This is a genomic window from Alcanivorax sp. 24 (assembly GCF_004360225.1).
In the GTDB taxonomy this organism is placed as follows: Bacteria; Pseudomonadota; Gammaproteobacteria; order Pseudomonadales; family Alcanivoracaceae; genus Alloalcanivorax; species Alloalcanivorax xiamenensis.
Map to the genome: position 1 here is coordinate 1 of NZ_SNUA01000006.1, position 22,077 is coordinate 22,077.

Consider the following 22,077-nt stretch of genomic DNA (forward strand, 5'->3'; position numbering starts at 1 on the left):
GACAGTCCGCCAGAATCACATAACTACCATACAGACCGTCCCCCAGGAGGATATCGCCGGCATTGAAGCCAGGCAGCAACGAACGGAACAGGGTGTGTTCGCTGGCGCCTTTACCCGCGTAAGGCCCCATTGCCGCATTCAGTACGGCACCACTGGCCAGACAGGTGACGGCGACAATACGACACAGTGGGAAGCCCAGACCAGGCTTCTGCGAGCGCTGCTGGGGGTAAACCTCTTGATTGGCGGGCGTGTCCGGCAGGGTCACTGTGGTGCCGTCAACGATGCGAACAGGCCGCCCCTGCCAGAGCCAGTCATCAGGTACTTTCTCGTTGATCAACGCGCCTGTGGCACGTGCCAGAGATGAGACCAATTCCAGTGGTAAACGCTGCCGAGCTTTGCAATAGCCGCCCGTGGAAGTACTGCACGCCTTGCGCCCTCCCAGCCAGCGTGCCACCGCAGCTTCGTTGACCACTCGCTGACAGGAGCGATCCGCTTGCATCACCTGGCTCAGAAACATCGCCAAGGTTTCCGTTGGCGGGAAGAGGCGCTCGCGGTGCTCGGGCAATAAGGATTCCAGTACATCAAAGAGTTCTGCCGAGGTGAGTAGATTGAAAAAACGGATGGCATCTTGGCGGGACAACTGCTGTTTGATTGCTTGCTGCTGAAATCGATTCTGTTTAGCATCCATGGGAGCTGATCCTTGGCGGGGTGTGGATTCTTTGGCGAGATAAACACGCTGCCATTGGATCAGCTTTTTTGTTTCTGGATCAAGGTCTTATCGACTAAGTAAGTGCCATTCGCGTCAGGTCTTGCCTTTTCCCTTTATTAGATGGCAATAGGGGCAAAAAGCAAGACTCGCCCCTGAATGGGAAGCCAGACTCCTGGATTTCGTACGATCAGTGTTGGAGGTGGCCGGTAGATACAGGCGGCGGGAGTTGGTGGTTGGGGATGTCTTTACAAAAATAAATCAGGTCGTGTTTATTGGGCAAGTCGCGCATCTGGCCGGAAAGGGAGGGGCGTGGCGGCGGCAACGGTCTTCGGAAAGGCGGAGTGGCCTGGATTGAGGAGATAGATCTGTTCACGGGGGACCACCACGCTGGGAACGGCTAGCGCCAAACCGGTATTGGCGTCCAGCCAGCTGTCTCCTACGTTGGCTGTGGACGGTGGAGCCGGCTCATCCCGCCAGTCGTCTGGCAATTGCTTGTCCGGGAGCGTTTGTACGGCCTTCGCTGGCAACCGCACCTCCATGAGAGCGTAATGGTGCAGGAGGCTATAGTCACCGAGATGCACCATCACTTCCAGGATGGCCAGTGACTCCGAGCCCGCCAGGTAGACGCAAGAGCGCCCCCGGCTGTTCCAGCACCCGCCGTAGAGACGGGCTCCCTCGCCGTCGAAGGCGGTTGCTTGCCACTTCTTCTTTACCAGGCGATACGCTGGAATCGAACTCATACGGCCACGCCGTGTTCCAGGCGGCCGATCAGATTCAGCACGGCCTCCGCTTCCGCCGAGGTGGCGATCATCTCGACCGGGCGGCGTCCACCGAGGCCACGAACGGGATTGAGTAACCATTGCCGGGCCCGGGCTTTGTCTCCCTCGAACAGGTCCGTCGCCGCCTTGAACACCTCCGCGAACCGGTACAACCTGTCGCCTTCCTCCATCTTGAAGCGCCCGGTCTTGGCCCGGCGTTGTAGGGTAGCGGGAGGGATGATCACATACCGGGCCAGCTCTTTCTGTTCCAAACCCGCTTCCGCGGCGAGTTTGATGTACACCGTGTAAGGCATCCCGTCCCGCAGCGTTTTATGCAGTTTAGCCCCCCGGGATGGGATTCCCACGGCTTTCCAGAAGCGGGCATGGACGCGGGCGGCATTGCCTTCAGTATCAGGGGAACTCATTACAATCACCGGGTCCTGGTGAAATCATTTGGTGGGTTTTCAATCTATCACTTGGGTGTAGGGGGGCAAGTTACCTCAACAGAGCATGCCGCGATGCCTGCCAGGCAAAGAGCCCGGGTTTCAGGCTCAGCCGCCCAGCCGCCGTGCCATGGCTTCCATGACGCGGCGCCAGCCCTCGTGATCATTGCCGGTTTCGGCGAAGGATTCGTTTAACAGCTTGTGCTGAATGCCGGTGAGGTGAGCCTGCAGGGCCTTGCCTTGCTCGGTGAGGGACAGGCGTTTGATGCGTTTGTCGTTATCGTCCCGGCGCACGTTCACGTAACCCTGCTCGGCCAGGGTCTTCAGCGGTTTGTGAATGGCCTGCTTGGTCAGGCGCATGGCTTCCACCAGCTCATTGACGCTGAGGTCATTGTAGCGGCTGATGAAGAACAGCAGACGGTGATGGATGCGGGACAGGCCATAGTTCTTGAGGATGGCGTCCGGTTCGGCGACCAGGCCGCGAAAGGCGAAATGGAGGGTCTCCAGGGTGGCGTCCAGGTCTTCGGGGGAAAGGCTCTCTGTCATCATCGACTCACTGTCTCGATTGGCTGAGGGTCATTGGTCAGAATGATTGACTTTCTTGGGGGTATTATGCAACCCGATTGGGGCTAAAAGATAAGTCGGGCGCGCGCGCCGACAAGTAAATAATACGATATTAATGAAGTGCGCGGATAAAAACAGGGGCGGCGCCGGTAGTCGCCGGACGCCGCCCCGGGCAGGACAGGTATTAGTCCGCCAGTTCGGACAGAACCCGGTAAATGGCCGTGGTGCCGCTCACTTCATTGCCCACGATCAGCAGTGCCTCGCCGTTGGGCGACTGATCCGCGGGGATGAACACCAGGCCTTCCGGGCCCAGGTCGCCGACGTCCCCGGAGGAGACGTCCTCAGCCACCCATTCCTCGCGGGTGTTCAGGTAGTCCTGGAAAAGGGGCGCGGCGGGGTCTGTAATGTCATACACCATGATGCCCCCCATCCGCTCCAGGCCCAGGAACAGGAAGTATTTGTCACCGATCTGGCCGATGGTCAGGCCTTCGGGCTCCGGGCCTTTGTTGTCGCTGCGGTCGTCGAAGGTGCTGCCTTCTTCGTGGTTGCTATTGAAAAAGGTCTTGCAGTCGAGGGCGCGTTCGGCGCCCAGCTTGCATTCGTCGCTGGCCAGGAAGGTTTCGATGGCGTCGCCGGAATCCCATACCAGGGCGCCGTCCTCGTTCCAGATCGAGAAGGACCGGGTGCCGAAGGCATAGAGGTCGTCATACATGAGACGATCGCCGTTGGCGTCTTCCAGGCCCTGGTCGTTGAACATCACCGGCTCACCGTTCTCGTCGGTGCGGTAGCCCAGGGTCCAGGTTACGGTCAGACGGCCGAGTTGCTCGTCTTCGCGGCAGTCGCCAGGATCGCCGGCGGTGGCGCCGCAGTAGGCGAAGGTTTCCGGATTGAGCAGGGCGCCGACGGCGAGGGCGCGCAGGTGGGCCGGCAGATCGTCGCCGCAGCGGCGATCAAAACCGTTGGCGTGGACCAGATGTTTTACGCGCCATTCCTCGACGAAGCCCTGGCTCGCATCGCCATCGCAGGGCACGGCGTCCTCGGTGCCGAAGTAGGCGGCATTGTCCTCGCCCCAGGCGCGGGCGTCGCCCTCGTTGGCGGTGACCAGATAGGTGGCGTCACCGGATGGGTAGGCGGCGATGGCATCCGGCAGGTACAGGCCTTTGACACCGGGCCAGGTGGTGATGGTGATGGCGCCGTCGTCATCGGAGACGTCGAGCCCGTTGCCGGCTTCACCGTGGTCCTTTGCGCCCAGTGCGACCACGTCGTTGACGGTGGCGCTGGCGATATCGACGATGGCCAGTGCGTTATTTTCCTGCAGAGTGACCCAGGCCTTGCTGCTGTCGGCGGAAACCGCGATGTATTCCGGTTCCAGGTCCATGGCCACGGACGCGTCGGGGCCGAAAATGCGCACGCCGTTGGCCAACAACTCGTCCTTGCGGTCGTTGAAGGCGGTGAAATCCGCGATAGCGGGCTGCGGGCTGGCCGGTTCGGTAATATCGACGACACTGATGGAGCCTTCCGGGTCCACACTGTAATCGTCGCTGGGCTCGCCTTCGTTGGCGAGCAGAACGTACCGGCCGTTCGGGGTGAAGGTCACCATGTCCGGTTGAGCGCCAACCGTCGTGGTGGAGATCAGCTCGAGGGTGTCGGCCTCATACAGCGCCAGATGGCCCTGGTCGGTCTTGGTCGGTGCCTCCACCGCCAGCGCCACCAGATCGCCGTGCACGGCGACGCTGTTGACCACGGTGCCCTCGCCAATGGTTTCGGTGGTCAGGGTGTCGGCGTGCACCGGGTTGGCCGGGTCGCTCAGATCCAATACATCCACCGCGCCTTTCCGGGCGTTGACCACGAAAGCCCGCTTGGTGCCGGCGTGGTAGGCGGGAATTTCCGCCGCGCTGACACCGAATTCGCCGCTGCTGTAGCGGCCGAGCAGTTGCAGGCTGATGCTTTCCGGGGTGATTACCGGCGGCGCCGGGTTGTCGTTGTTGTCGCTGTCTCCCCCACAGGCACTGAGGGCGGCGGCCAATACCGTAGTGGTGGCCAGAAGTCGCCAAGTCGCCATGAATCGTCTCCCGTTGTCATTTTGGTTGCCCTTGGGGTGTACAGAACGGCGATGACACTGGTGTGACGAAACAGTGACCGCCGCATGACGGCGGTCTCGTGAACAGGCTCTTAATCCTTCAGTAAGCGGCGCAGCACTTTGCCGGCGGGGGTGGCCGGCAGGCTATCGACAAAGGCGATGTGGCGTGGGTATTTATACGCCGCCATGTGCTCCCTGGCCCAATCGATCAGATCCTGCTCGCTGACCTTGTCTTTGTGGTCGGGTTTGAGCACCACGAACAGTTTGACGGTCTCGCCGCGTTTGTCATCGGGAATACCAATGGCCGCGCTCTGGGCAATGGCCGGGTGATCCTGCATCAGTGCTTCCACGTCTTCCGGAAAAACGCTGTAGCCGGAACACTTGATCATTTCCTTTACCCGGCCGGTGAAGAACAGATAGCCGTCCTCGTCCAGGTAACCGACATCGCCGGTGTGCACCCAGCCGTCACGCAGCGTCTCGGCGGTGGCTTCGTCCCGCTTCCAGTAGCCTTTGAACACCGCTGGATTGCGCACCACGATCTCTCCGCTCTGGTTGGGACCCAGTGGCGCTTTGTTTTCCATATCGAGAATGCGGATCTCGTTGCCCGCCACCGGCACACCGCAGCTGCCCCACTTGATGCGATCCTTGGGCATGAAGGTATCGGAAGTGTGGGTTTCGCTCAGGCCATAGGAGGCTTCGTGCATCTGACAGCCGGTCAGCGCCTTCCATTCCTCGGCCAGCTTTTCCGTCACCGGCATGCCGAAGCTGGTGGCCGGGTTATTGATCAGGCTGCTCAGGTCGTAGTCGCGGATGTTGGGCATGTCCAGCAGCGCCCGGTTCATCGGCGCGATGGAGTACCACATGTCACAACGGTATTGGTGCAACGCCCTGGCGGTGGTTTCCGGATCGAAGCGCGCCAGGATCACGGTGGTGCGCCGGGCGTATACCGGCATGTACACGCCCATGTTCATGCCGGCGATATGGCACAGAGGCGCGATGGCCAGACCAATGCCATCCGCCTTCAGGCGGTTGGCCTGGAACGACGCCGCCATTTTGAACAGGCTGCTGCCGTAGCTGAGCATGGCCCCCTTGGGGCGGCCAGTGGTGCCGGAGGTGAACGTCATCAGGCCGATACCGTTCCAAAGATCGGCGGACGGCAATTCGGTCAGCGGTACTGTGTCGCGTAATACCAGGCTGAGATCCACGGTGTCCGCCGGCGCTTGGTCCGGTTCGTCCAGCAGTTCGCCGGGGATTTCCAGGGTCGGCTCCGCCGGCAGGTAGTCGCCGTAGGCGAGAGTCAGAACTGTGTTCAGGGTCGGGACCTGATCCCGAACCTGAGCGACATTGGGGTACAGATTGCGCGCGGCGATCAGCGCGCAAACCTCGGCGTTGCTCAACTGGTAGGCGATTTCCGCCGCTTTGTACTGCGGGTTCACCGGTGTCACGATACCGCCCAGGCTTTGAACCGCGTAGTGCGCAATGATGTACTGCGGGCAGTTCTGCATGTACAGCGCTACCCGGTCACCTTCGCCAACGCCTTGCTGGCTCAGGTAGGCGGCAAGGCGGCGTACCTTGTCGCCCACCTCGCCCCAGGTCAGCTCGGTGCCGTAATAAATGTAGGCGCGGCGATCGGGCACTTCCTCGGCGTGCTGTTGCAGGTATTCATGCAGAGGTTTCTCGCCGCGCAGGTATTCCACGGTCTCTCCGGCCCAGGCGGAACCGGGGACCGCGACCGGATTGAACTCGGCTTGGGTCTGGCTGGACATCAGGTTGCTCTCCTTATCGGCCTCATCGGCCTCGATCAATACAAAGAGCGCCCCGACCTGCCTCTGACGGCGGGGCGCTAAAAAAAATGGCCGGGCGCCCTTTTTAACGTCGCTGCAGCGATGGCCCCGCGGGTGACCGCGGGCGGCGGTCATAAAAAGGCATCACCCGTGGCCCTGGGTGGTGGGATCAAGTGCCGCGCGCAGGGACTCGCCCAGGGTGTTGAAGGCCACCGCGGTGATCATGATCAGCACCCCGGGGGCGTACATTTGCTCGGGCACGATGGACATGTACAGGTAACCCCGGGCGATCATCGAGCCCCAGCTCACCTCGGGCAGCTGCACGCCGAGGCCAAGAAAGCTCAAACTCGCCTCGGCCAGCAACGCCACCGCCAGCAGCAAGGTGCTCTGCACGATCACCGGTTGAACCGCGTTCGGCAGTACGTGTTTGATCAGCAGTCGTGCCGGCGAGGCACCGAAGCAGCGCGCCGCGTCCACGTACAGTTCCTGTCGTACCACCAGGGTGCGGGCGCGAATCAGCCGGGCGATCTGCGGTGCGAACACCAGCCCCACGGAAATCATCGCGTTGGTCAGACCGATGCCCATGGCGCCGGTGACCGCCACCGCCAGAATGATGGCCGGGAACGACAGGAAGGTATCGATCAGGCGGCTGATGACGGTGTCCACCCAGCCGCCGGCGAAGCCGGCAATCAGTCCCAGCGGCAGGCCGATCACCAGTGCCACGGAAACCGCCAGTAGCGCCGCGTAGAGGGAATTGGCGCCACCATGGATCAGACGGCTCAACACATCCCGGCCGAGGTCGTCGGTGCCGAGCCAGTGCGCGGCGCTGGGGCCGGCCAGTATCAGCTCGCCGTTCTGGTCCGTGGGCGAGTAGGGCGCGATCCACGGCGCCAGCAAAGCGGCGCCAAGAATGATCACCAGAATGCCGAGACTGATGGCGGCGCGCGGATCGCGGCGCAGCCAGCGCAGCAGGCGAACCGGTAGCGCCGGCTCTTCCCAGTGCGGCAAGGGTTCCGCTTCGGACAGCGTCAGATGGGTCATGATGCGTTAATCCTCGGGTCGAGAAGGGTGCACAGCAGATCGGTTACCAGGTTGATCAGGATGACCGTCACCACCATTGCCAGAACCGCGCCTTGCACCACCGGGAAGTCGCCTTCCAATACCGCCTTGACGATGCTGCTGCCGATGCCGGGAATGGCGAACACCGCTTCCACCACCACGGTGGCGGCGAGAATCTTGTTGAACAGCAGCCCGACCACGGTGAGCAGGTTGACGCTGACGTTCTTCAAACCGTGTAGCCAGAGGATGCGCGCCGGGCTCAGCCCCTTGGCGTGTAGCGTGCGTACATGTTGGGAAGACTGGATTTCCACCAGGGAGCTGCGCAGTTGCCGCGCCACCTCGGCGATGCCATTGGTGCACAGTGCCAGCGCTGGCAAGGTGGCGTACCACAGCGCCTGGCTAAAGTCCTCGAATGGGGAAACGAAACCCGTGGCCGGGAACCAGCGCAGGGTCAAGGCGAAGAACAGCACCAGGATCATGCCGAACCAGAAATTAGGCAGGGCCACGCCGAGTGAGGCGGTGCCCATGATGGCGCCGTCCAGCTTGGAGCCGGAACGGGTGGCGGCCAGGATACCCAGCGGCACGCCGATCAGCACCGACAGGATCGTGGCGTACAGCGCCACCAATAAGGTGTTCGGAAAGGTGCGGGCAATGGTCTGCGCCACCGGTTCGCCGGAGAGCAGAGCGGTGCCCAGATCGCCAGTGACGGCGTGCCACAGCCACTGGCCGTATTGCGCCAGAAACGGCTGGTTCAAACCGTAGGCTTCGCGAATCTGTTCGATGCGCTCCTGGGAGGCGTTTTCTCCGGCCAGGGTGACGGCGATGTCACCCGGTATCAATTGCATCAGGCAAAAGACTATAAAAGTGGCCAGTACCAGGATGGGCAACGCCTGCAGCAGACGCGACATCACCATCCGTTGTTTTACACGAGTAACCATGGGGAAACTCCCGCCCGGGCGCGCGCACCAAGGCGCGCGCCACGGACGTCAGGCTTTCAGGGAAACGTTGTCGAATTTGGGTTTGCCCAGCAGGTTGTTCTTGAAACCCTGCACTTCGGCGGTGGTGGCGACGATGCTCTGGCGGAATGCCAGCGGCACCACCAGGGCGTTCTCCATGGCGATGCGTTGCGCCCGGGCCAGAGCTTCCTGGCGCTTACCCTGATCATCGCTGCTGCGTGAATCCAGCAACGCCTGATCAAAGCCTTCCGGCGCTTTGACCTGGCCGGCGTTGAAGTAGGACGTGCTGCTGTAGAGCAGGCTGTAAGTCAGGCTGGGATCGGGGCGGCCGGTCCAGGCCGAGAGCAGCATGTGCCCTTCCTTGCGCTGACCGAAATAGGCGGCGGACATGTCCGCGATGGTACCGGTGCGGAAGCGGCCGCGGATGCCGGCCTTGGAGAGTTGCTCCATCAGTACTTCCTGCATCTGCACCGAGGACTGATCGTTATAGCCGCGCAGGTCCAGCTCGATGCCGTCGGCGTGTCCGGCTTCCTTGAGCAGGGCCCGCGCCTTGTCCGGATCATGGGGATAGAGTTTGGCGGTTTGTGGATCATAGGCCCAGTGGCTTTTCGGCAGGTTCATGAAGGCCGGTTCGCCAGCGCCGGCCATGGCGACGCGGACGAAGGCCTCGCGATCCACCGCGTAGTTGATGGCCTGTCTTACCCGTTCGTCATCCAATGGCTTGCGTGCCATGTTCATGTAGAACTGATAGCAGTAGATGGTGGGATCGGCGAAGCCCTGCAGGGTGGGCAGTCGCTCGATCATCTGTTTCTGCCGGCCGTCCAGGTGGTAGGCCACCTGAGCCTGCCCGGACATCACCGAGCGCAGACGGGTGGCGCTGTCGGTGATGATCTTGAAGCTGATGGCGCCCACCGCGGGTTTGTTGGGGCCGTTGTAGTCGGCGTAACGGGTCATCGCGACTTCGCTGCCATCGTCCCACTTCTGGAAGCGCATGAAGCCGGCGCCCACCGGGTTGCGGTCCACCCGGTTATTGTTGTCGGCCAGGGCCTTGGGGCTGACCATCATGCCGGCGCGGTCGGAAAGAATCAGCGGCAAGGCGCTGTCCGGGTTCTTCAGGTGCAGGGTGACCACGTGCTCACCGTTGACCTCGACGCGATCCACCGAGCTCAGGTCCTGACGAATGTTGGAAAACTCGGCGGTACGGCTGCGGTCGAGGTTGGTTTTCACCGCTTCGGCATTGAACGGGGTGCCGTCATGGAAGGTCACGCCCGGGCGCAGTTCCAGCACCAGGGTCTTGGGATCCGGGAAAGACCATTTCTGTGCCAGTCCGGGGGTGGCGCTAAGGGTGGTCGGGTCCCAATTGACCAAAGTGTCGTACATCGGGAACAGCAACGCATGATCGGAACCGGAGCCGCCGGTGGCGGGGTCCAGACTGGAAGGATTGGCTGGCGCGCTCACGGTCAGGGTGGCCTGTCCTCCGGCCTGCGCCCAACTCCATGAGGGCGACATCAAGGTGCCGGCCGCCACCGCGCCGGACAGCATGCCGAGGAAAGCGCGGCGGCCCATGGGCACGCCGTTGATGATCAGATCGTCGTCGTTGTTATCGTGATGGTTCATGATGCCCTACCTGTTGTTGTTGTGCTCAAATTCGGGCGCGCTAGACCGTTTCGGTGGCGCTTTCCCGTCCAAACGAGATCGGTTGCTCCCGGTCCAGTGGACCGCCTTCACTGTCGGCGAAATGACAGGCCACCCAATGTTCGGGCGCGACTTCCCGCCAGGCTGGCTCCTGTTCGGCGCAGCGGGATTGGGCCGCCGGACAACGGGTGCGGAAGCGGCAGCCGGAAGGCGGCGCCAGCGGGCTGGGAATTTCCCCTTGCAGGCGGATGGCGCGGCGTTGGTCGCGCTGGCCGCTGGGCAACGGCAGAGGTTCCGCCGACAGCAGTGCCTGGGTGTAGGGGTGAATCGGTTTCTTGGTCACCGCCGCCGCCGGCCCCACTTCCATCAGGCGGCCCAGATACAGCACGCCAACGCGATCACTGACGTGGGATACCACCGAGATGTCATGAGTAATGAAGGCGTAGGTGATACCCAGCTCTTTTTGCAGATCGGCGAACAGATTCAGCACGGATCCGCGAATGGACACGTCCAGCGCCGCCACCACCTCATCGCAAACAATGAAGCGGGGCTTCAGGGTCAGAGTGCGGGCGATGTTCACCCGTTGCTTCTGGCCGCCGGACAGTTCGTGTGGGTAGCGCCTGCCGATTTCCGCCGGCAGACCCACTCGCTCCAGCGCTTCCTTGGCGACCCGCTGGCGCTGGCGGGCGTCGCCCTCGCGCAGGATCTCCATCGGTTCCATCACCGATTGCAGAATGCTCATGCGCGGGTTCAGCGCGGCATGGGGATCCTGAAAAATAATCTGGTAATCCCGGCGAATCTGGCGTTGCTCGGCCTTGGACAGCGTCGCCGGCTCCCGGCCCTGATAGCGGATGTGTCCGTCGGTGGCTTTGAGCAAACCGGCCAGGGCCCGGCCCAGGGTGGTTTTGCCGGAACCGGATTCACCGATGATGCCGAAGGTTTCACCGGGACGAATATGGAAGCTGACGCCATCCACCGCCTTCACGGTACCGGCACGGGTATGGAAATGAATCACCAGGTCGTCCACCGAAACGGCATCGTCACGGTCGGCGACGGTTTGGGAAGCCAAAGCGTTCATGTTCATACCGCTCCCGTCAGCGTCAGTTCATCCTTGCGCCAGCAGCGCACTTCCCGAAGGTCCTGGAACGGCTCCAGCTCAGGATGCTGTTCACATAAAGGCGCGGCGTGCGGGCAGCGCTGCTGGAAGCGACAGCCCGCGGGCATGTGATCCGGTGCCGGCACCCGGCCGGGAATCGAAGGCAAGCGGCTGCCACGCTCGCTCAGCCCGGGCAGGGAACGCAGCAGGCCGGAGGAATACGGGTGGCCCGGGCGGATCAGAACATCGTCCACCGGCGCGTTTTCCACCACCTCGCCGGCGTACATGGTCAGCAGTCGAGAGCAAGTTTCCGCCACCACGCCCAGGTCGTGGGTGATGAACAGCAGAGCGGTGCCGTGGCTGTCGCTGAGCGAGCGCAGCAGATCAATGATCTGGGCCTGTACGGTGACGTCCAGAGCGGTGGTGGGTTCGTCGGCGATGACCAGCTTCGGCCGGCAAATCAGCGCCATGGCGATCATTACCCGTTGCCGCATGCCGCCGGAGAACTGATAGGGGTACTCGTCAATGCGGGTGTGGGGGGAAGGAATGCCAACCTCTTCCAGGGCGGCGATGGCCCGCTCGCGGGCCTCCGCGCGGCTGACTTTTTCGTGGCTGCGCAGCGTTTCCGTGAGTTGCTCGCCGACCGTGAACACCGGGTCCAGAGCACTCATCGGTTCCTGAAAGATCATGCTGATGTCGCGGCCGCGCAGGCGCCGGAATTCCCGCGCCGGCATGGTCAGCAGATCCCGGCCCTGGAACAGAATCCGGCCGCGGATCCGGGCCGTGCGGCTTGGCAGCAGGCCCAGCAGGGCAAGGCCCGTGACGGTTTTGCCGCAGCCGCTTTCGCCGACCACGCCGACTCGCTCGCCGGCGTTCACATCGAACGACACGTTGCGTGTGATCGAGGTTTCGCCACCGGGTCGGGCGAAGGAAATACTCAGATCACGCACTTCCAACAGCGGCCTGTTGGTGCGCGCTTCCGGCGTTTGCGCCATGTTTGCCTCCGGCACTGGCCCGCATGATGTGTTGTCGCGGGTCTGTTGTTATCTGAATGTGTGCAGGGCCCTGTCGTGCGTGAAATCACGCGTCGTCAGGTGCGCCATAAGCCGCTTTGATGGTGGTGCGCACCGCGGCGTAATGGTCCATCAGTTTTTTCAGGCCGCTGTGCTGAGTCAGCAGCGAACCGAAATTCCATATCGGTGAAATCATTAACACGATGGTGCGGACTGGCGCATCGTGACGCAGCTCGCCATTGCCGATGGCCAGTTTCACCGCGTGAGTCACATAGTCCTCGAAACTTCGGGACATGTTCGAAATGCCGGCCTGAACCTTGGTGGAAATATGCTGGCTGGTGAAGCGGGCCTGGGCGGAGAGACTCCAGGGCCGGCGGCCTTTTTCGTGATCGTTGAACTGGTAGAAGCGCTCCGCGCTGTCCTTCGCGGCCAGTTCGATGCGCTGGTCCAGGGTCAGGCCGGGCTTGGCCCAGATTTCCTGGAAGGTGTTCTCGACGCTGTCGAAGGTCTCCTGGAACACCGCTTCAATCAGCGCTTCCTTGTTCCCGAAGTGGTAATGCAGGTTGGCCCGGGTGGTATTCACGACCTCGGCGATATCGCCGTAGCTGACGTCGCCGATGCCGCGCTGGATAAACAGCTCCCGGGCCGCCTGCTTGATCTGTGTCTTCATGGGCGGCTGGCCGAGTCGTGCTTTTTTCTCCGGACGTCCCACGGGGGCTGTCTCCGACTGGTCCAAATTGGATTCCTAATCTGCAAGTAAATAAAAACCCTGTCAATACTAATTGACGTGTAAGTAAGTAAATCGCTATCGTCGTACCCCGTGACCGGTGCAACCAGGTTTGCGCACCCATTCGAATAACAGGACGGACCAGCCCCATGACCATTTCCAGACTGCTGATTGCCAACCGCGGAGAGGTGGCGGTACGCATTGCCCGAGCCGCCGCCGACCTGAACATCGCCACCGTGGCGGTGTACCCCGAGGACGACGCCACCTCCTTGCACACCCGCCTGGCGGATCAGGCGGTGGCCCTGGAAGGGCGCGGCGTGGCGGCGTACCTGGACGGTGAGCAATTGCTGAAAGTGGCCCGGGAGCAGGGTTGCGACGCGGTCCATCCCGGCTACGGCTTTCTTAGCGAAAGCCCCACCTTCGCCGCCCTGTGCGAACAGGCCGGTATCACTTTCGTCGGTCCTTCATCGGAAACCCTGTCGCTGCTGGGGGACAAGGCCCGGGCGCGGGAATTGGCGCAGGAATGCGATGTGCCGGTGGTGCCGGGCACCAATGGCGCCACTTCATTGGAGCAGGCCCGGGCGTTCCGTGCGGAACTGGGTGAGCAGGGCACGGTGATCGTCAAGGCCATCGCGGGTGGCGGTGGACGCGGCATGCGTATCGTCGGCCCGGATGATGACCTGGACGAAGCCTATCGCCGCTGTCAGGCGGAGGCCGCCTCCTCATTCGGCAACGATGCCGTTTACGTGGAGCGCTTCGTGGCGCGGGCCCGTCACATTGAAGTTCAGATTGTCGGCGATGGCGGGGCCGAGCCGGTGCATTTGTGGGAGCGCGAGTGCAGTGTGCAGCGCCGCAACCAGAAACTGCTGGAAATCGCGCCGAGCCCCACGCTCTCGGAGGACATGCGCCGGCAATTGCTGGACGCGGCCCGGCGTATCGCCGGCCAGGTCGGTTATCGCGGCCTCGGTACCTTTGAGTTTCTGGTCGACGCGGATGAATCCCGCTTCGCCTTTATCGAAGCGAACCCGCGCTTGCAAGTGGAGCATACCGTCACCGAGGAGGTGACCGGTGTGGATCTGGTGCAGACGCAACTGCGCCTGTTTGGCGGTTCCTCCCTGGCCGAGCTGGGGTTGGTGTCCGGGCGTGAGCCCGCGCCGACGGGATACGCGATCCAGTTGCGCATCAACATGGAAACCATGAGCGCCAACGGGGACACCCAGCCCAGCGGTGGTACCCTGACCACCTTCGAGGCCCCCGGCGGCCCGGGTGTGCGCGTGGATACCTTCGGTTACCGCGGTTACCGCACCAGCCCTCACTACGATTCCCTGCTGGCCAAGCTGATCGTGCACAGTCGCGGCGCGGATTACGCCGACGCCGTGGGGCGGGCCTATCGGGCCTTGTGTCAGTTCCGTATCGAAGGCGTGGAAACCAACATCGGCTTTCTGCAGAACCTGCTGCAACGCGATGAGGTGGTGAGCAACACGCTGCACACCCGTTTCGTGGATGAGCACATGGCGGAACTGGTGGGCGATGCCGAGCACCGGCAATTGCACTTCAGCAGCGGCGCCGAGGAACAGGCTTCCGCCTCTCAACGGGTGGAGGGGCCGGCGGGCAGCGAAGCGGTGATCACGCCGATGCAGGGCGTGCTGGTGGAATACCTGGTGACGGAAGGGGACACGGTGCGGGCCGGGCAGCCGGTGGCCTTTGTCGAGGCGATGAAAATGCAGCACCAGGTGGTGGCCTCGGTGAGCGGTATCGTGCGCTTGTGCGCGCTGGAGGTAGGCGATGCCGTCGGTAAGGACGAGCCGCTGTTGTTCGTGGAGCCGGCGGAGGTCGGCAACGAGCAGGGTGCCGAGGAAGAGGACATTGATCTGGATTACATCCGTCCCGATCTGGCGCGGCTGAAACAGCGGCTGGCGCTGCTGGAGGATGAGAACCGCCCCGATGCGGTGGCCAAACGCCGTCGCACCGGCCAGCGTACCGCCCGGGAAAACGTGGCGGCGATTTGCGATGAAGACAGCTTCATTGAATACGGTGGTCTGACCATCGCTGCCCAGAAAGCCCGCCGCAGTGTCGAGGATCTGATCAAGAATACCCCGGCGGATGGCATGGTCACCGGCATCGGATCGGTGAATGGTGACCTGTTCGACGACAGCAAGAGCCGCTGCGTGGTGCTGGCCTACGATTACACCGTGCTGGCCGGCACCCAGGGCACCATGAACCACAAGAAGACGGATCGGATTCTGGAAGTGGCGGAAAAGCACCGTCTGCCGGTGATCTTTTTCGCTGAAGGCGGCGGTGGCCGTCCCGGCGATACCGACAACGCCACCAAGGTGGCGGGTCTGGACGGTCCCAGCTTCCTGCAATACGCCCGGCTCAGTGGTCTGGTGCCGCGTATCGCGGTGGTGTCCGGACGCTGTTTTGCCGGCAACGCGGTGTTCGCCGGTTGCAGCGATCTGATGATCGCCACCGAGAACGCCTGCATCGGCATGGCCGGCCCGGCGATGATCGAAGGGGGCGGCCTGGGTTCGTTCCGGCCCGAGGAAGTGGGGCCTGTGTCGGTGCAGCGCCACAACGGCGTGATCGATTGCGTGGTCAAGGATGAGGAAGAAGGCGCCGCCCTGGCGAAGAAACTGATGGGCTATTTCCAGGGGCCGGTGGACAACTGGGACTGCGAGGATCAGCGTTGGCTGCGCCGGGCGATCCCGGAAAATCGTCTGCACGCCTATGACGTGCGCTCCCTGATTCGCATTCTGGTGGACAGCGATTCCTACCTGGAACTGCGGCCGGATTTCGCGCCGGGCATGATCACCGGGTTCATCCGCATCGAAGGTCGTCCGCTGGGACTGATCGCCAACGACCCGAAAGTGCTGGGTGGCGCCATCGACGCACCGGGGGCGGACAAGGCGTCCCGCTTCATGCAGTTGTGCGATGCCTTCGGTATTCCGATGCTGAGTTTGTGCGACACCCCTGGATTCATGGTTGGTCCCGATGAAGAAAAGACCGCCACTGTGCGCCACACTTGCCGCATGTTCGTCACCGCCGCCAGTCTTTCCGTGCCGCTGTTCTCCATCGTGCTGCGCAAGGGGTATGGCTTGGGGGCTCAGGGCATGACCGGTGGCTCTTTCCATGCACCGTTCTATTGCGCTTCCTGGCCCACCGGTGAATTTGGTGGCATGGGACTGGAGGGTGCGGTGAATCTGGCTTATCGCAAGGAACTGGATGCCCAGGAAACGCCGGAAGAACGTCAGGCGCTGTATGAGAAGCTGGTGGCCCAGCTGTACGAGAAAGGGCAGGCGCTGAGCATGGCCGCGGCCCTGGAAATCGACGCCGTGATCGACCCGGTGGATACCCGTGCCTGGGTGATGCGCGGCCTGCGGGCTCAGCCGCCGGAAGGCATGGCGCCGATCACCGGCAAGCGGCGGCCGATGATTGATACGTGGTAAAAAGAAGCGCTGGCACGCAACACGCTTGCTCGCTGGCACGCCATACTTGCAACGAATATGAGCGGAGCCCGGAAACGCCACACTGCTCGGCAACGCTGGGCGACCACAAGTCTTTGCCCGGGTACGCTGGCATGCGATCCATCGACTTTGGTGTTGATGTTTTCGCGTGCCAGCGTGTTGCGTGCACGCGTGCCAGCGTCCTTATCTTCAACCCACTATATTCAACAGCGACTCCCCCCGCGCGATCCGCCCCACCTGATCGCGCAGGAACGCCGACAGCCGGGGTTTCAGTGCCTCGCTACGGCCGCCCACATGCGGTGTGATCAGAGTGTTCGGCGCATCCCACAGAGGATGATCCTCGGGCAGGGGCTCCGGCTCCACCACATCCAGAGCGGCACGCAGCCGTCCGCTTCGCAGTTCCGCCAGCAGGGCATCGGTGTCCACCACCGGGCCTCGTGCCACGTTCACCACCAGTGCGCCATCGGGTAGGCGTGCCAGAAAATCGGCGTTCACCAGATGGTGGGTGGCGTCATTAAGCGGGGTGATCAGCACCACGATTTCCGCTTGCGGCAGCAGCGTGGGCAGTTCGGTATTGGCGTGGACAATGCCAAGATCATCTTCCCGGGCTTTTTGTCCCATCCGCAGCAGGGTCACGCCGAATGGCAGCAAACGCATGGCGATGGCGCGGCCGATGCCGCCGGCGCCGATGATCAATACGGTGCGGTCCACCAGCCCCGGTGTTTGTTTCGGGGCCCAGCGGTGGGCTTTCTGGTCCACGGCGAAATCATAAAGGGCCCGCTGGCCCGCCAGAATCAGGCTCAGCGCCAATTCGGCGGTGGCTTCCGCGTGCAGGCCATAGGCATTGGCCACGGTGGCGCCGCCGGCGGCCTCGACAAAGCCGTCGTACCCGGTGGATTGAGTCTGCACCAGTTTCAGATTGGGAAGCTGCCCCAGGCGTGCCAGTCCGGTGCTGCCGGCGGGATGATGAAACACTACCGCGTCGATCTCTTCCGGCGACACCGGAGGATCATCGCGCAAATCCCACTTCACCAGCCGCAATGGTCCCGCCACGTCCCGTAGAGTATCCATATGCCAGGAAGTGGGCAGGGCAAGGGTTTTGATGTCCAGAGTGGTCATGATGGTTTCCCTTGGAGGTGATAGGGCAAGAGGGTTTCCATTGTAGGGGGTGGGGCCGGAGAGGCATAGGTTGTTGGCCGTCGGCTCTGAATATATCAATTCGTTCCGCATTCGCTGCCAAGGCAGCTTCCCACAGCAGCTTCCTGGCCTCCCTTTCTGTGGGAAGCTGCCTTGGCAGCGAATGAGCGTCCAGAACCTGGTTTTCAAGCGTCCGGCGTCAAGCGTCCGGTGTCGGGCCGTCTCAGGGTTCCGTCCGCCCGCCGAATGCTCTATAACGAGGGGCTGTTGCATAACGATAGCGGAGAGAGCTTGTGTCAGAACGGCCTATGTCAGAACGGAAAACCGAGGTCGATCCGGAGGGCCTGCTGGAGTACTCCGTGGTCTTCACCGACCGCTCCCTGAACCATATGTCCCAGGCCTTTCAGGCCGTGATGCGGGATATTTCCGGGACCCTGCGGCAAGTCTACAACGCCGCCGCGGTGGCGGTGGTGCCGGGCGGGGGCAGCTACGGCATGGAGTCGGTGGCCCGTCAATTCGCCACCGGCAAGAAGGTATTGGTGATCCGGAACGGATTTTTCAGCTATCGCTGGAGCCAGATCTTCGAGATGGGCGCGATTCCCGCCGAGGAGACCGTGATGAAGGCGCGGATGGTGTCCGATCAGCCCCAGGCGCCGTTCGCCCCGCCTCCCATTGACGAAGTGGTGGCGCGTATCCGCGGCGAAAAGCCGGATCTGGTGTTCGCTCCTCACGTGGAAACCGCCGCCGGTCTGCTGTTGCCGGACGACTACCTGCAAGCGGTGGCCGCCGCGGTGCATGAGCACGGCGGGCTGTTTGTTCTGGACTGTATTGCGTCAGGCACTTTGTGGGTGGATATGGCCGCCAACAGCGTCGATATCCTGATCAGCGCGCCGCAAAAAGGCTGGAGTTCCTCGCCGTGCAGCGCCCTGGTGATGTTCGGTGAAGAAGCGGCCAGGCGTCTGGAGCGGACACAAAGCACCAGCTTCGCCATGGACCTGCTCAAATGGCGGCGGATCATGGAAGCCTACGAAAATGGTGGGCACGCCTACCATGCCACCCTGCCAACCGATGCCTTGCGCAAATTCCGCGATGCCATGCTGGAAACCCGGGACACCGGTTTTGAAGTGGTCCGGGAGAAGCAGTGGGAATTGGGGCGCCGGGTGCGGGAATTGTTCGCGGAACGGGGACTGGCCAGCGTGGCGGCGCCGGGATTCGAGGCGCCGGGCGTGGTGGTGTGCTACACCGACGACGACGGCATGCATAACGGCAGCAAGTTCATCGCCAAGGGTTTGCAGACCGCCGCCGGGGTGCCGCTGATGTGCGATGAACCGGCCGCTTTCAAGACGTTCCGCGTGGGCCTGTTCGGCCTGGATAAACTGGACGACGTGGACCGGGCGGTGGAGCGTTTGGCCGAGGCGTTGGACAACATTTAACGATCCGATGCGGTAATCATGATGTCGTGCAAGGACAAGTCAGCGTAATTGGTATACTCTTCATCGCACTTTGTATACGCGTGCGGAGGTTCCAATATGCTGAAAGTCCTGACCAGCAGTGTTTTGCTGCTCATGAGTGTGTATGCCTACGCTGGCGCTGATGCGATTCAGGGTATTTGGGAGACGGAAGACGGCGGCTACGTCTATATCCACCCGGAAGGCGATACCTGGGTGGGTACCGCGGTGGGGTCACGGGACGGTGTGCACCGTTTCGATAACGAGAACCCTGATGAGAAATTGCGCGGGCGCCGGTTGCTCGGCGTGGATGTGGTCACCGGCCTGAAGTACGACGGTGATGATCGCTGGGACGATGGTGAGGTCTACTCGCCGGATAACGGCAAGACCTACGATCTGAGCGCCGAACTGAAGGATCAGGATACACTGAAGGTGCGCGGTTATATTGGTGTCAGCCTGCTGGGCCGCAGCCAGACTTGGCACCGCATCGATGAAAGCGCGCCGCACCTGCAGAAGGAGTTTCTGCAGTAATATCGGCAACACGCCATTCGCTGCCAAGGCAGCTTCCCACCGCGGCTTCGTAGCTCCTCCCCTCTGTGGGAAGCTGCCTTGGCAGCGAATGATGTGTTTACCGACCGTGCTTTTCGGTCAGCCCTCCTTCCTTAATTCCCCTTCGACGAAGTGCGCGACCATGTCACCCAACCCTTTGACCAGCTCCTCGAAACCGATGGTGGGATTGGGTTCGCTGAGATAGCGCAATACCGTGAATACCCCTCCGTTGATCATGATGTAGCCCATGGCCGGCAGGTTACCCAGGCGCGCCAGCCGCGGGTTGTGGATCACATACTGCAGTAGCAGGTTCATCAGTAGCCGCTGGATCGGTTCCATGTGATTGCGGGGCGCGAAGTAGGCGGCGTAGCTCATGTAACGCAGGTAGCGGCCGTGGTTTTTTTCCAGCAGATCCCGGAATCCGAACAGCAGCTCCTTGATCAGGTCGCGGATTTCCATCTTCACCAACGCCGGTGTCATCGGTTCCACCATGGCCACCACCTCCGCCACCATGTGGTGATGCATGGCTTCGAACACCTCCTCCTTATTGGCGAAGTATTCGTAAAGTGAGCCAACGCTCACTCCCGCCAGATCCGCGATATGGCGGGTGGTGGTGCCTTGCACGCCGTGCTCCGACAAAGACAGGAAGCCGGCTTCGACGATGGCATTGACGGTGGCTTTGGCGCGCGGTTGGCGGGGCGTGCGTGGCATCTGAGCTCCTGGCTGGCGGCGGGAATCCGAATTGAATCCGAACAAACAGTCGGTTTAATTTGCCATTACTGAATGTAACGGTCAATTTGTCATCGTTGTCGCGAGGAGCCGGTATGCCCCAACAACATTTGTCCCATGGCGCTCGCGCGGTGGTCACCGGAGCGGGTAGCGGCATTGGTCGCGCGTTCGCGCTGGCACTGGCCAGGCGGGGAGGCTCCGTGGTCTGCGCCGATCTGAACCTGGCCGCCGCGGAGGATACCGTGGCGATCATCGAGCAGGCGGGTGGCCACGGTCTGGCCGTGTCCTGCGACGTGTCCGAGCTGGCGGCGGTGGAACGCCTTGCCACCGAGGCCGTGGACTGGTTCGGCGAGTCTCCCAATCTGGTGATCAACAACGCCGGCGTCGGCGCCGGCGGCAAGGCCATCGGTGACATGTCCATGGCGGACTGGAAGTGGGTGCTGGATGTGAATATGTGGGGCGTGATTCACGGTTGCCACGTGTTCACGCCACTGCTGCGCGAGCTGCCGCGGGCGGGCGTGATTAATGTCTGTTCCACCGCCAGCTTCGCCGCCGCGCCGCGCATGGGCGCCTACAACACCAGCAAGGCCGCGGTGCTGGCGTTGTCGGAAACCCTGGCGGCGGAAAACGCCGGCAGCGGTCTGCGCGTGACCGCGCTGTGCCCCACCGTGGTGAAAACCAACATCTTCAGCGCCGGCCGCATCGACCAGGCGCTGACCCCGTTCATGGACCGGATTATCTCGCTCACTGGTGTCTCCGCCGAAAGCGTGGCGGCCACGACGCTGAAAGCCCTGGACCGAGGCCGCTTCTACGTCATGCCGCAACTCGATGCCCGGCTGATCTGGCGTGCCAAACGCTTCCTGCCGGTGACCTACACCCGTGGCGCCAGCCTGCTCGGCAGGCTGGTCAGCGAACGCCTCAAAACCAATCCGGCTCAGTAACAGGCCCACTCAGTAACAGGAGAGCCAAAATGGCGAATATCGATCTGGATAAAATGCTGGCCAAGGTGAAAAGCAGCCAGTGGGCGCTGGCGGACATTGACTGGGATGCCCCTGGCGCGGAGCTGATCACCGAAGAACAGTGGCCGAAACTGAAAGCGTTCATGGCCGACCTGATGTGGATCGAACACGTCGGCGCCCGTGGTTTCGCCGCCATGGCCAAGAAGGCGCCCGATGACACCCTCAAGCAAATCTATACCTATTTCCATGCCGAGGAGCAGCGTCACGCCAATGCGGAAATGGCACTGATGAAACGCTGGGGCATGCTGGATGGCGACGAGCTGCCGGAACCCAACAAAAACCTGAAACTGGTGATTCAGTGGTTGGACAAGTACAGCGACGAGATGCCGCTGGAAGTGCTGGGGTCGGTGATTCCGATGCTGGAAATCGCCCTGGACGGGGCACTGTGCACCTTCCTGCTGGATACCGTGGACGATCCGGTATGCCACCAGGCCTTTGCCCGCATCAACGACGATGAGTCCCGGCACCTGGGGGTCGGTTTCCATGTTCTGGAAATGCAGGGGCGCGGCGATCTCTATATCAAGGCTTTGAAAACCGTGGCCACGGTGCTTGATCCGCGCCTGATCCTCGGCATCGCCTCCTACGTACCGTTGCTGAATCGTATGCGCGACAACGTGGTGGCCATGGGGTTGAGCGAAGAAAAGCTCTATGCCTGCATGAAGAAGTTCGAGCGCATCGGCGGGCGCACCGCCCAGGGGCGCCGCAATCCCTGGTATCAGATCATCAGCCGCCACGGCCGTATGGTGGTGAACCGCGAAAACCGTGTTTATCACGCGCCGGTGGATCTGATGGTGCGGTTGACGGATTACATCCCCGAGCGGCTCATGCCCTCGCGAGTGCCCACCTGGGTCAAGGGCATCAGCTACCGGCCCACCGCCTGAGCCTGGATGCGCTATTCGCTATCCGA

The 22,077-nt window shown here is 62.3% G+C and carries 19 protein-coding genes; 5 read left to right on the plus strand and 14 right to left on the minus strand.

The features are described from left to right. From E0L37_RS09680 to E0L37_RS09735, 12 genes are all read right to left on the minus strand, one after another. Positions 1-688, minus strand: a 688-nt coding sequence (locus tag E0L37_RS09680; protein ID WP_133491545.1) for an IS4 family transposase, incomplete at its 3' end; no start/stop codon positions are given. Positions 689-978: 290 nt separating this feature from the next. Further along, the gene (locus E0L37_RS09685; RefSeq protein WP_133491546.1) at positions 979-1,449 is read right to left on the minus strand and encodes an RES family NAD+ phosphorylase; all 471 of its coding nucleotides are present in this window, start codon (positions 1,447-1,449) and stop codon (positions 979-981) included. Continuing rightward, positions 1,446-1,892 (minus strand): antitoxin Xre/MbcA/ParS toxin-binding domain-containing protein, encoded by a 447-nt coding sequence (locus E0L37_RS09690; protein WP_133491547.1) that lies wholly within the window; start codon positions 1,890-1,892, stop codon positions 1,446-1,448. Before E0L37_RS09690 ends, E0L37_RS09685 begins: the two co-directional genes overlap by 4 nt. A gap of 126 nt (positions 1,893-2,018) precedes the next feature. Continuing rightward, entirely contained in the window at positions 2,019-2,459 is a 441-nt protein-coding gene (locus E0L37_RS09695) for a MarR family winged helix-turn-helix transcriptional regulator (RefSeq protein ID WP_133491548.1), read from the minus strand. A gap of 199 nt (positions 2,460-2,658) precedes the next feature. Then, on the minus strand, positions 2,659-4,536 hold the full coding sequence (locus tag E0L37_RS09700) for a choice-of-anchor I family protein (protein WP_133491549.1): 1,878 nt from the start codon (positions 4,534-4,536) through the stop codon (positions 2,659-2,661). A 110-nt stretch (positions 4,537-4,646) separates the two neighbouring features. Then, complete coding sequence (locus E0L37_RS09705; protein WP_236564098.1) at positions 4,647-6,320, minus strand: class I adenylate-forming enzyme family protein; 1,674 nt, start codon at positions 6,318-6,320, stop codon at positions 4,647-4,649. A gap of 162 nt (positions 6,321-6,482) precedes the next feature. Then, positions 6,483-7,379: an ABC transporter permease gene (locus tag E0L37_RS09710; RefSeq protein ID WP_201303779.1), complete on the minus strand. Its 897-nt coding sequence runs from the start codon at positions 7,377-7,379 to the stop codon at positions 6,483-6,485. Further along, a complete protein-coding gene (locus E0L37_RS09715) occupies positions 7,376-8,335 on the minus strand; it encodes an ABC transporter permease (RefSeq protein ID WP_133491551.1) in 960 nt (319 codons plus the stop codon). The genes E0L37_RS09710 and E0L37_RS09715 overlap by 4 nt, the downstream gene beginning before the upstream one ends. Positions 8,336-8,383: 48 nt before the next feature. Beyond that, the gene (locus E0L37_RS09720) at positions 8,384-9,970 is read right to left on the minus strand and encodes an ABC transporter substrate-binding protein (RefSeq protein WP_133491552.1); all 1,587 of its coding nucleotides are present in this window, start codon (positions 9,968-9,970) and stop codon (positions 8,384-8,386) included. Positions 9,971-10,010: 40 nt separating this feature from the next. Beyond that, entirely contained in the window at positions 10,011-11,066 is a 1,056-nt protein-coding gene (locus tag E0L37_RS09725; protein ID WP_133491553.1) for an ABC transporter ATP-binding protein, read from the minus strand. A 2-nt stretch (positions 11,067-11,068) separates the two neighbouring features. Beyond that, the gene (locus tag E0L37_RS09730; protein WP_133491554.1) at positions 11,069-12,079 is read right to left on the minus strand and encodes an ABC transporter ATP-binding protein; all 1,011 of its coding nucleotides are present in this window, start codon (positions 12,077-12,079) and stop codon (positions 11,069-11,071) included. A gap of 85 nt (positions 12,080-12,164) precedes the next feature. Further along, positions 12,165-12,809 (minus strand): TetR/AcrR family transcriptional regulator, encoded by a 645-nt coding sequence (locus E0L37_RS09735; RefSeq protein WP_133491555.1) that lies wholly within the window; start codon positions 12,807-12,809, stop codon positions 12,165-12,167. Positions 12,810-12,973: 164 nt separating this feature from the next. On the opposite strand from E0L37_RS09735, the gene E0L37_RS09740 reads away from it, so the two are divergent. Then, entirely contained in the window at positions 12,974-16,270 is a 3,297-nt protein-coding gene (locus E0L37_RS09740) for a carboxyl transferase domain-containing protein (RefSeq protein ID WP_133491556.1), read from the plus strand. A gap of 207 nt (positions 16,271-16,477) precedes the next feature. On the opposite strand, the gene E0L37_RS09745 is transcribed toward E0L37_RS09740, so the two are convergent. Continuing rightward, positions 16,478-17,407, minus strand: coding sequence for a 2-hydroxyacid dehydrogenase (locus E0L37_RS09745; RefSeq protein WP_133491557.1), 930 nt, complete (start codon positions 17,405-17,407; stop codon positions 16,478-16,480). Between the two features lie 326 nt (positions 17,408-17,733). On the opposite strand from E0L37_RS09745, the gene E0L37_RS09750 reads away from it, so the two are divergent. Beyond that, positions 17,734-18,858 carry an aminotransferase class V-fold PLP-dependent enzyme gene (locus E0L37_RS09750; protein WP_133491558.1) on the plus strand — a complete coding sequence of 375 codons (1,125 nt, stop codon included), beginning with the start codon at positions 17,734-17,736 and terminating at the stop codon, positions 18,856-18,858. Between the two features lie 96 nt (positions 18,859-18,954). Then, complete coding sequence (locus E0L37_RS09755) at positions 18,955-19,404, plus strand: DUF2147 domain-containing protein (RefSeq protein WP_133491559.1); 450 nt, start codon at positions 18,955-18,957, stop codon at positions 19,402-19,404. A 117-nt stretch (positions 19,405-19,521) separates the two neighbouring features. Here the strand turns inward: E0L37_RS09755 and E0L37_RS09760 are convergent, their stop codons facing one another. Further along, on the minus strand, positions 19,522-20,133 hold the full coding sequence (locus tag E0L37_RS09760; protein WP_133491560.1) for a TetR/AcrR family transcriptional regulator: 612 nt from the start codon (positions 20,131-20,133) through the stop codon (positions 19,522-19,524). Positions 20,134-20,246: 113 nt separating this feature from the next. Between E0L37_RS09760 and E0L37_RS09765 the strand changes: the two genes are divergently transcribed. Together E0L37_RS09765 and E0L37_RS09770 are read left to right on the plus strand one after the other, a co-directional pair. Next, positions 20,247-21,092 carry an SDR family oxidoreductase gene (locus E0L37_RS09765; RefSeq protein ID WP_133491561.1) on the plus strand — a complete coding sequence of 282 codons (846 nt, stop codon included), beginning with the start codon at positions 20,247-20,249 and terminating at the stop codon, positions 21,090-21,092. Positions 21,093-21,121: 29 nt separating this feature from the next. Beyond that, on the plus strand, positions 21,122-22,051 hold the full coding sequence (locus E0L37_RS09770; RefSeq protein ID WP_133491562.1) for a ferritin-like domain-containing protein: 930 nt from the start codon (positions 21,122-21,124) through the stop codon (positions 22,049-22,051). Positions 22,052-22,077 lie beyond the last annotated feature (26 nt).

Excerpts from the sequence above, each read along its gene's own strand:
- E0L37_RS09770 (WP_133491562.1), top strand. The coding sequence starts at position 21,122 with ATGGCGAATATCGATCTGGATAAAATGCTGGCCAAGGTGAAAAGCAGC.
- E0L37_RS09755 (WP_133491559.1), top strand. The coding sequence starts at position 18,955 with ATGCTGAAAGTCCTGACCAGCAGTGTTTTGCTGCTCATGAGTGTGTAT.
- E0L37_RS09750 (WP_133491558.1), top strand. The coding sequence starts at position 17,734 with ATGTCAGAACGGAAAACCGAGGTCGATCCGGAGGGCCTGCTGGAGTAC.
- E0L37_RS09685 (WP_133491546.1), bottom strand. The coding sequence starts at position 1,449 with ATGAGTTCGATTCCAGCGTATCGCCTGGTAAAGAAGAAGTGGCAAGCA.
- E0L37_RS09695 (WP_133491548.1), bottom strand. The coding sequence starts at position 2,459 with ATGATGACAGAGAGCCTTTCCCCCGAAGACCTGGACGCCACCCTGGAG.
- E0L37_RS09725 (WP_133491553.1), bottom strand. The coding sequence starts at position 11,066 with ATGAACGCTTTGGCTTCCCAAACCGTCGCCGACCGTGACGATGCCGTT.
- E0L37_RS09690 (WP_133491547.1), bottom strand. The coding sequence starts at position 1,892 with ATGAGTTCCCCTGATACTGAAGGCAATGCCGCCCGCGTCCATGCCCGC.
- E0L37_RS09745 (WP_133491557.1), bottom strand. The coding sequence starts at position 17,407 with ATGACCACTCTGGACATCAAAACCCTTGCCCTGCCCACTTCCTGGCAT.
- E0L37_RS09760 (WP_133491560.1), bottom strand. The coding sequence starts at position 20,133 with ATGCCACGCACGCCCCGCCAACCGCGCGCCAAAGCCACCGTCAATGCC.
- E0L37_RS09730 (WP_133491554.1), bottom strand. The coding sequence starts at position 12,079 with ATGGCGCAAACGCCGGAAGCGCGCACCAACAGGCCGCTGTTGGAAGTG.
- E0L37_RS09700 (WP_133491549.1), bottom strand. The coding sequence starts at position 4,536 with ATGGCGACTTGGCGACTTCTGGCCACCACTACGGTATTGGCCGCCGCC.
- E0L37_RS09740 (WP_133491556.1), top strand. The coding sequence starts at position 12,974 with ATGACCATTTCCAGACTGCTGATTGCCAACCGCGGAGAGGTGGCGGTA.
- E0L37_RS09705 (WP_236564098.1), bottom strand. The coding sequence starts at position 6,320 with ATGTCCAGCCAGACCCAAGCCGAGTTCAATCCGGTCGCGGTCCCCGGT.
- E0L37_RS09720 (WP_133491552.1), bottom strand. The coding sequence starts at position 9,970 with ATGAACCATCACGATAACAACGACGACGATCTGATCATCAACGGCGTG.
- E0L37_RS09710 (WP_201303779.1), bottom strand. The coding sequence starts at position 7,379 with ATGACCCATCTGACGCTGTCCGAAGCGGAACCCTTGCCGCACTGGGAA.
- E0L37_RS09715 (WP_133491551.1), bottom strand. The coding sequence starts at position 8,335 with ATGGTTACTCGTGTAAAACAACGGATGGTGATGTCGCGTCTGCTGCAG.
- E0L37_RS09765 (WP_133491561.1), top strand. The coding sequence starts at position 20,247 with ATGCCCCAACAACATTTGTCCCATGGCGCTCGCGCGGTGGTCACCGGA.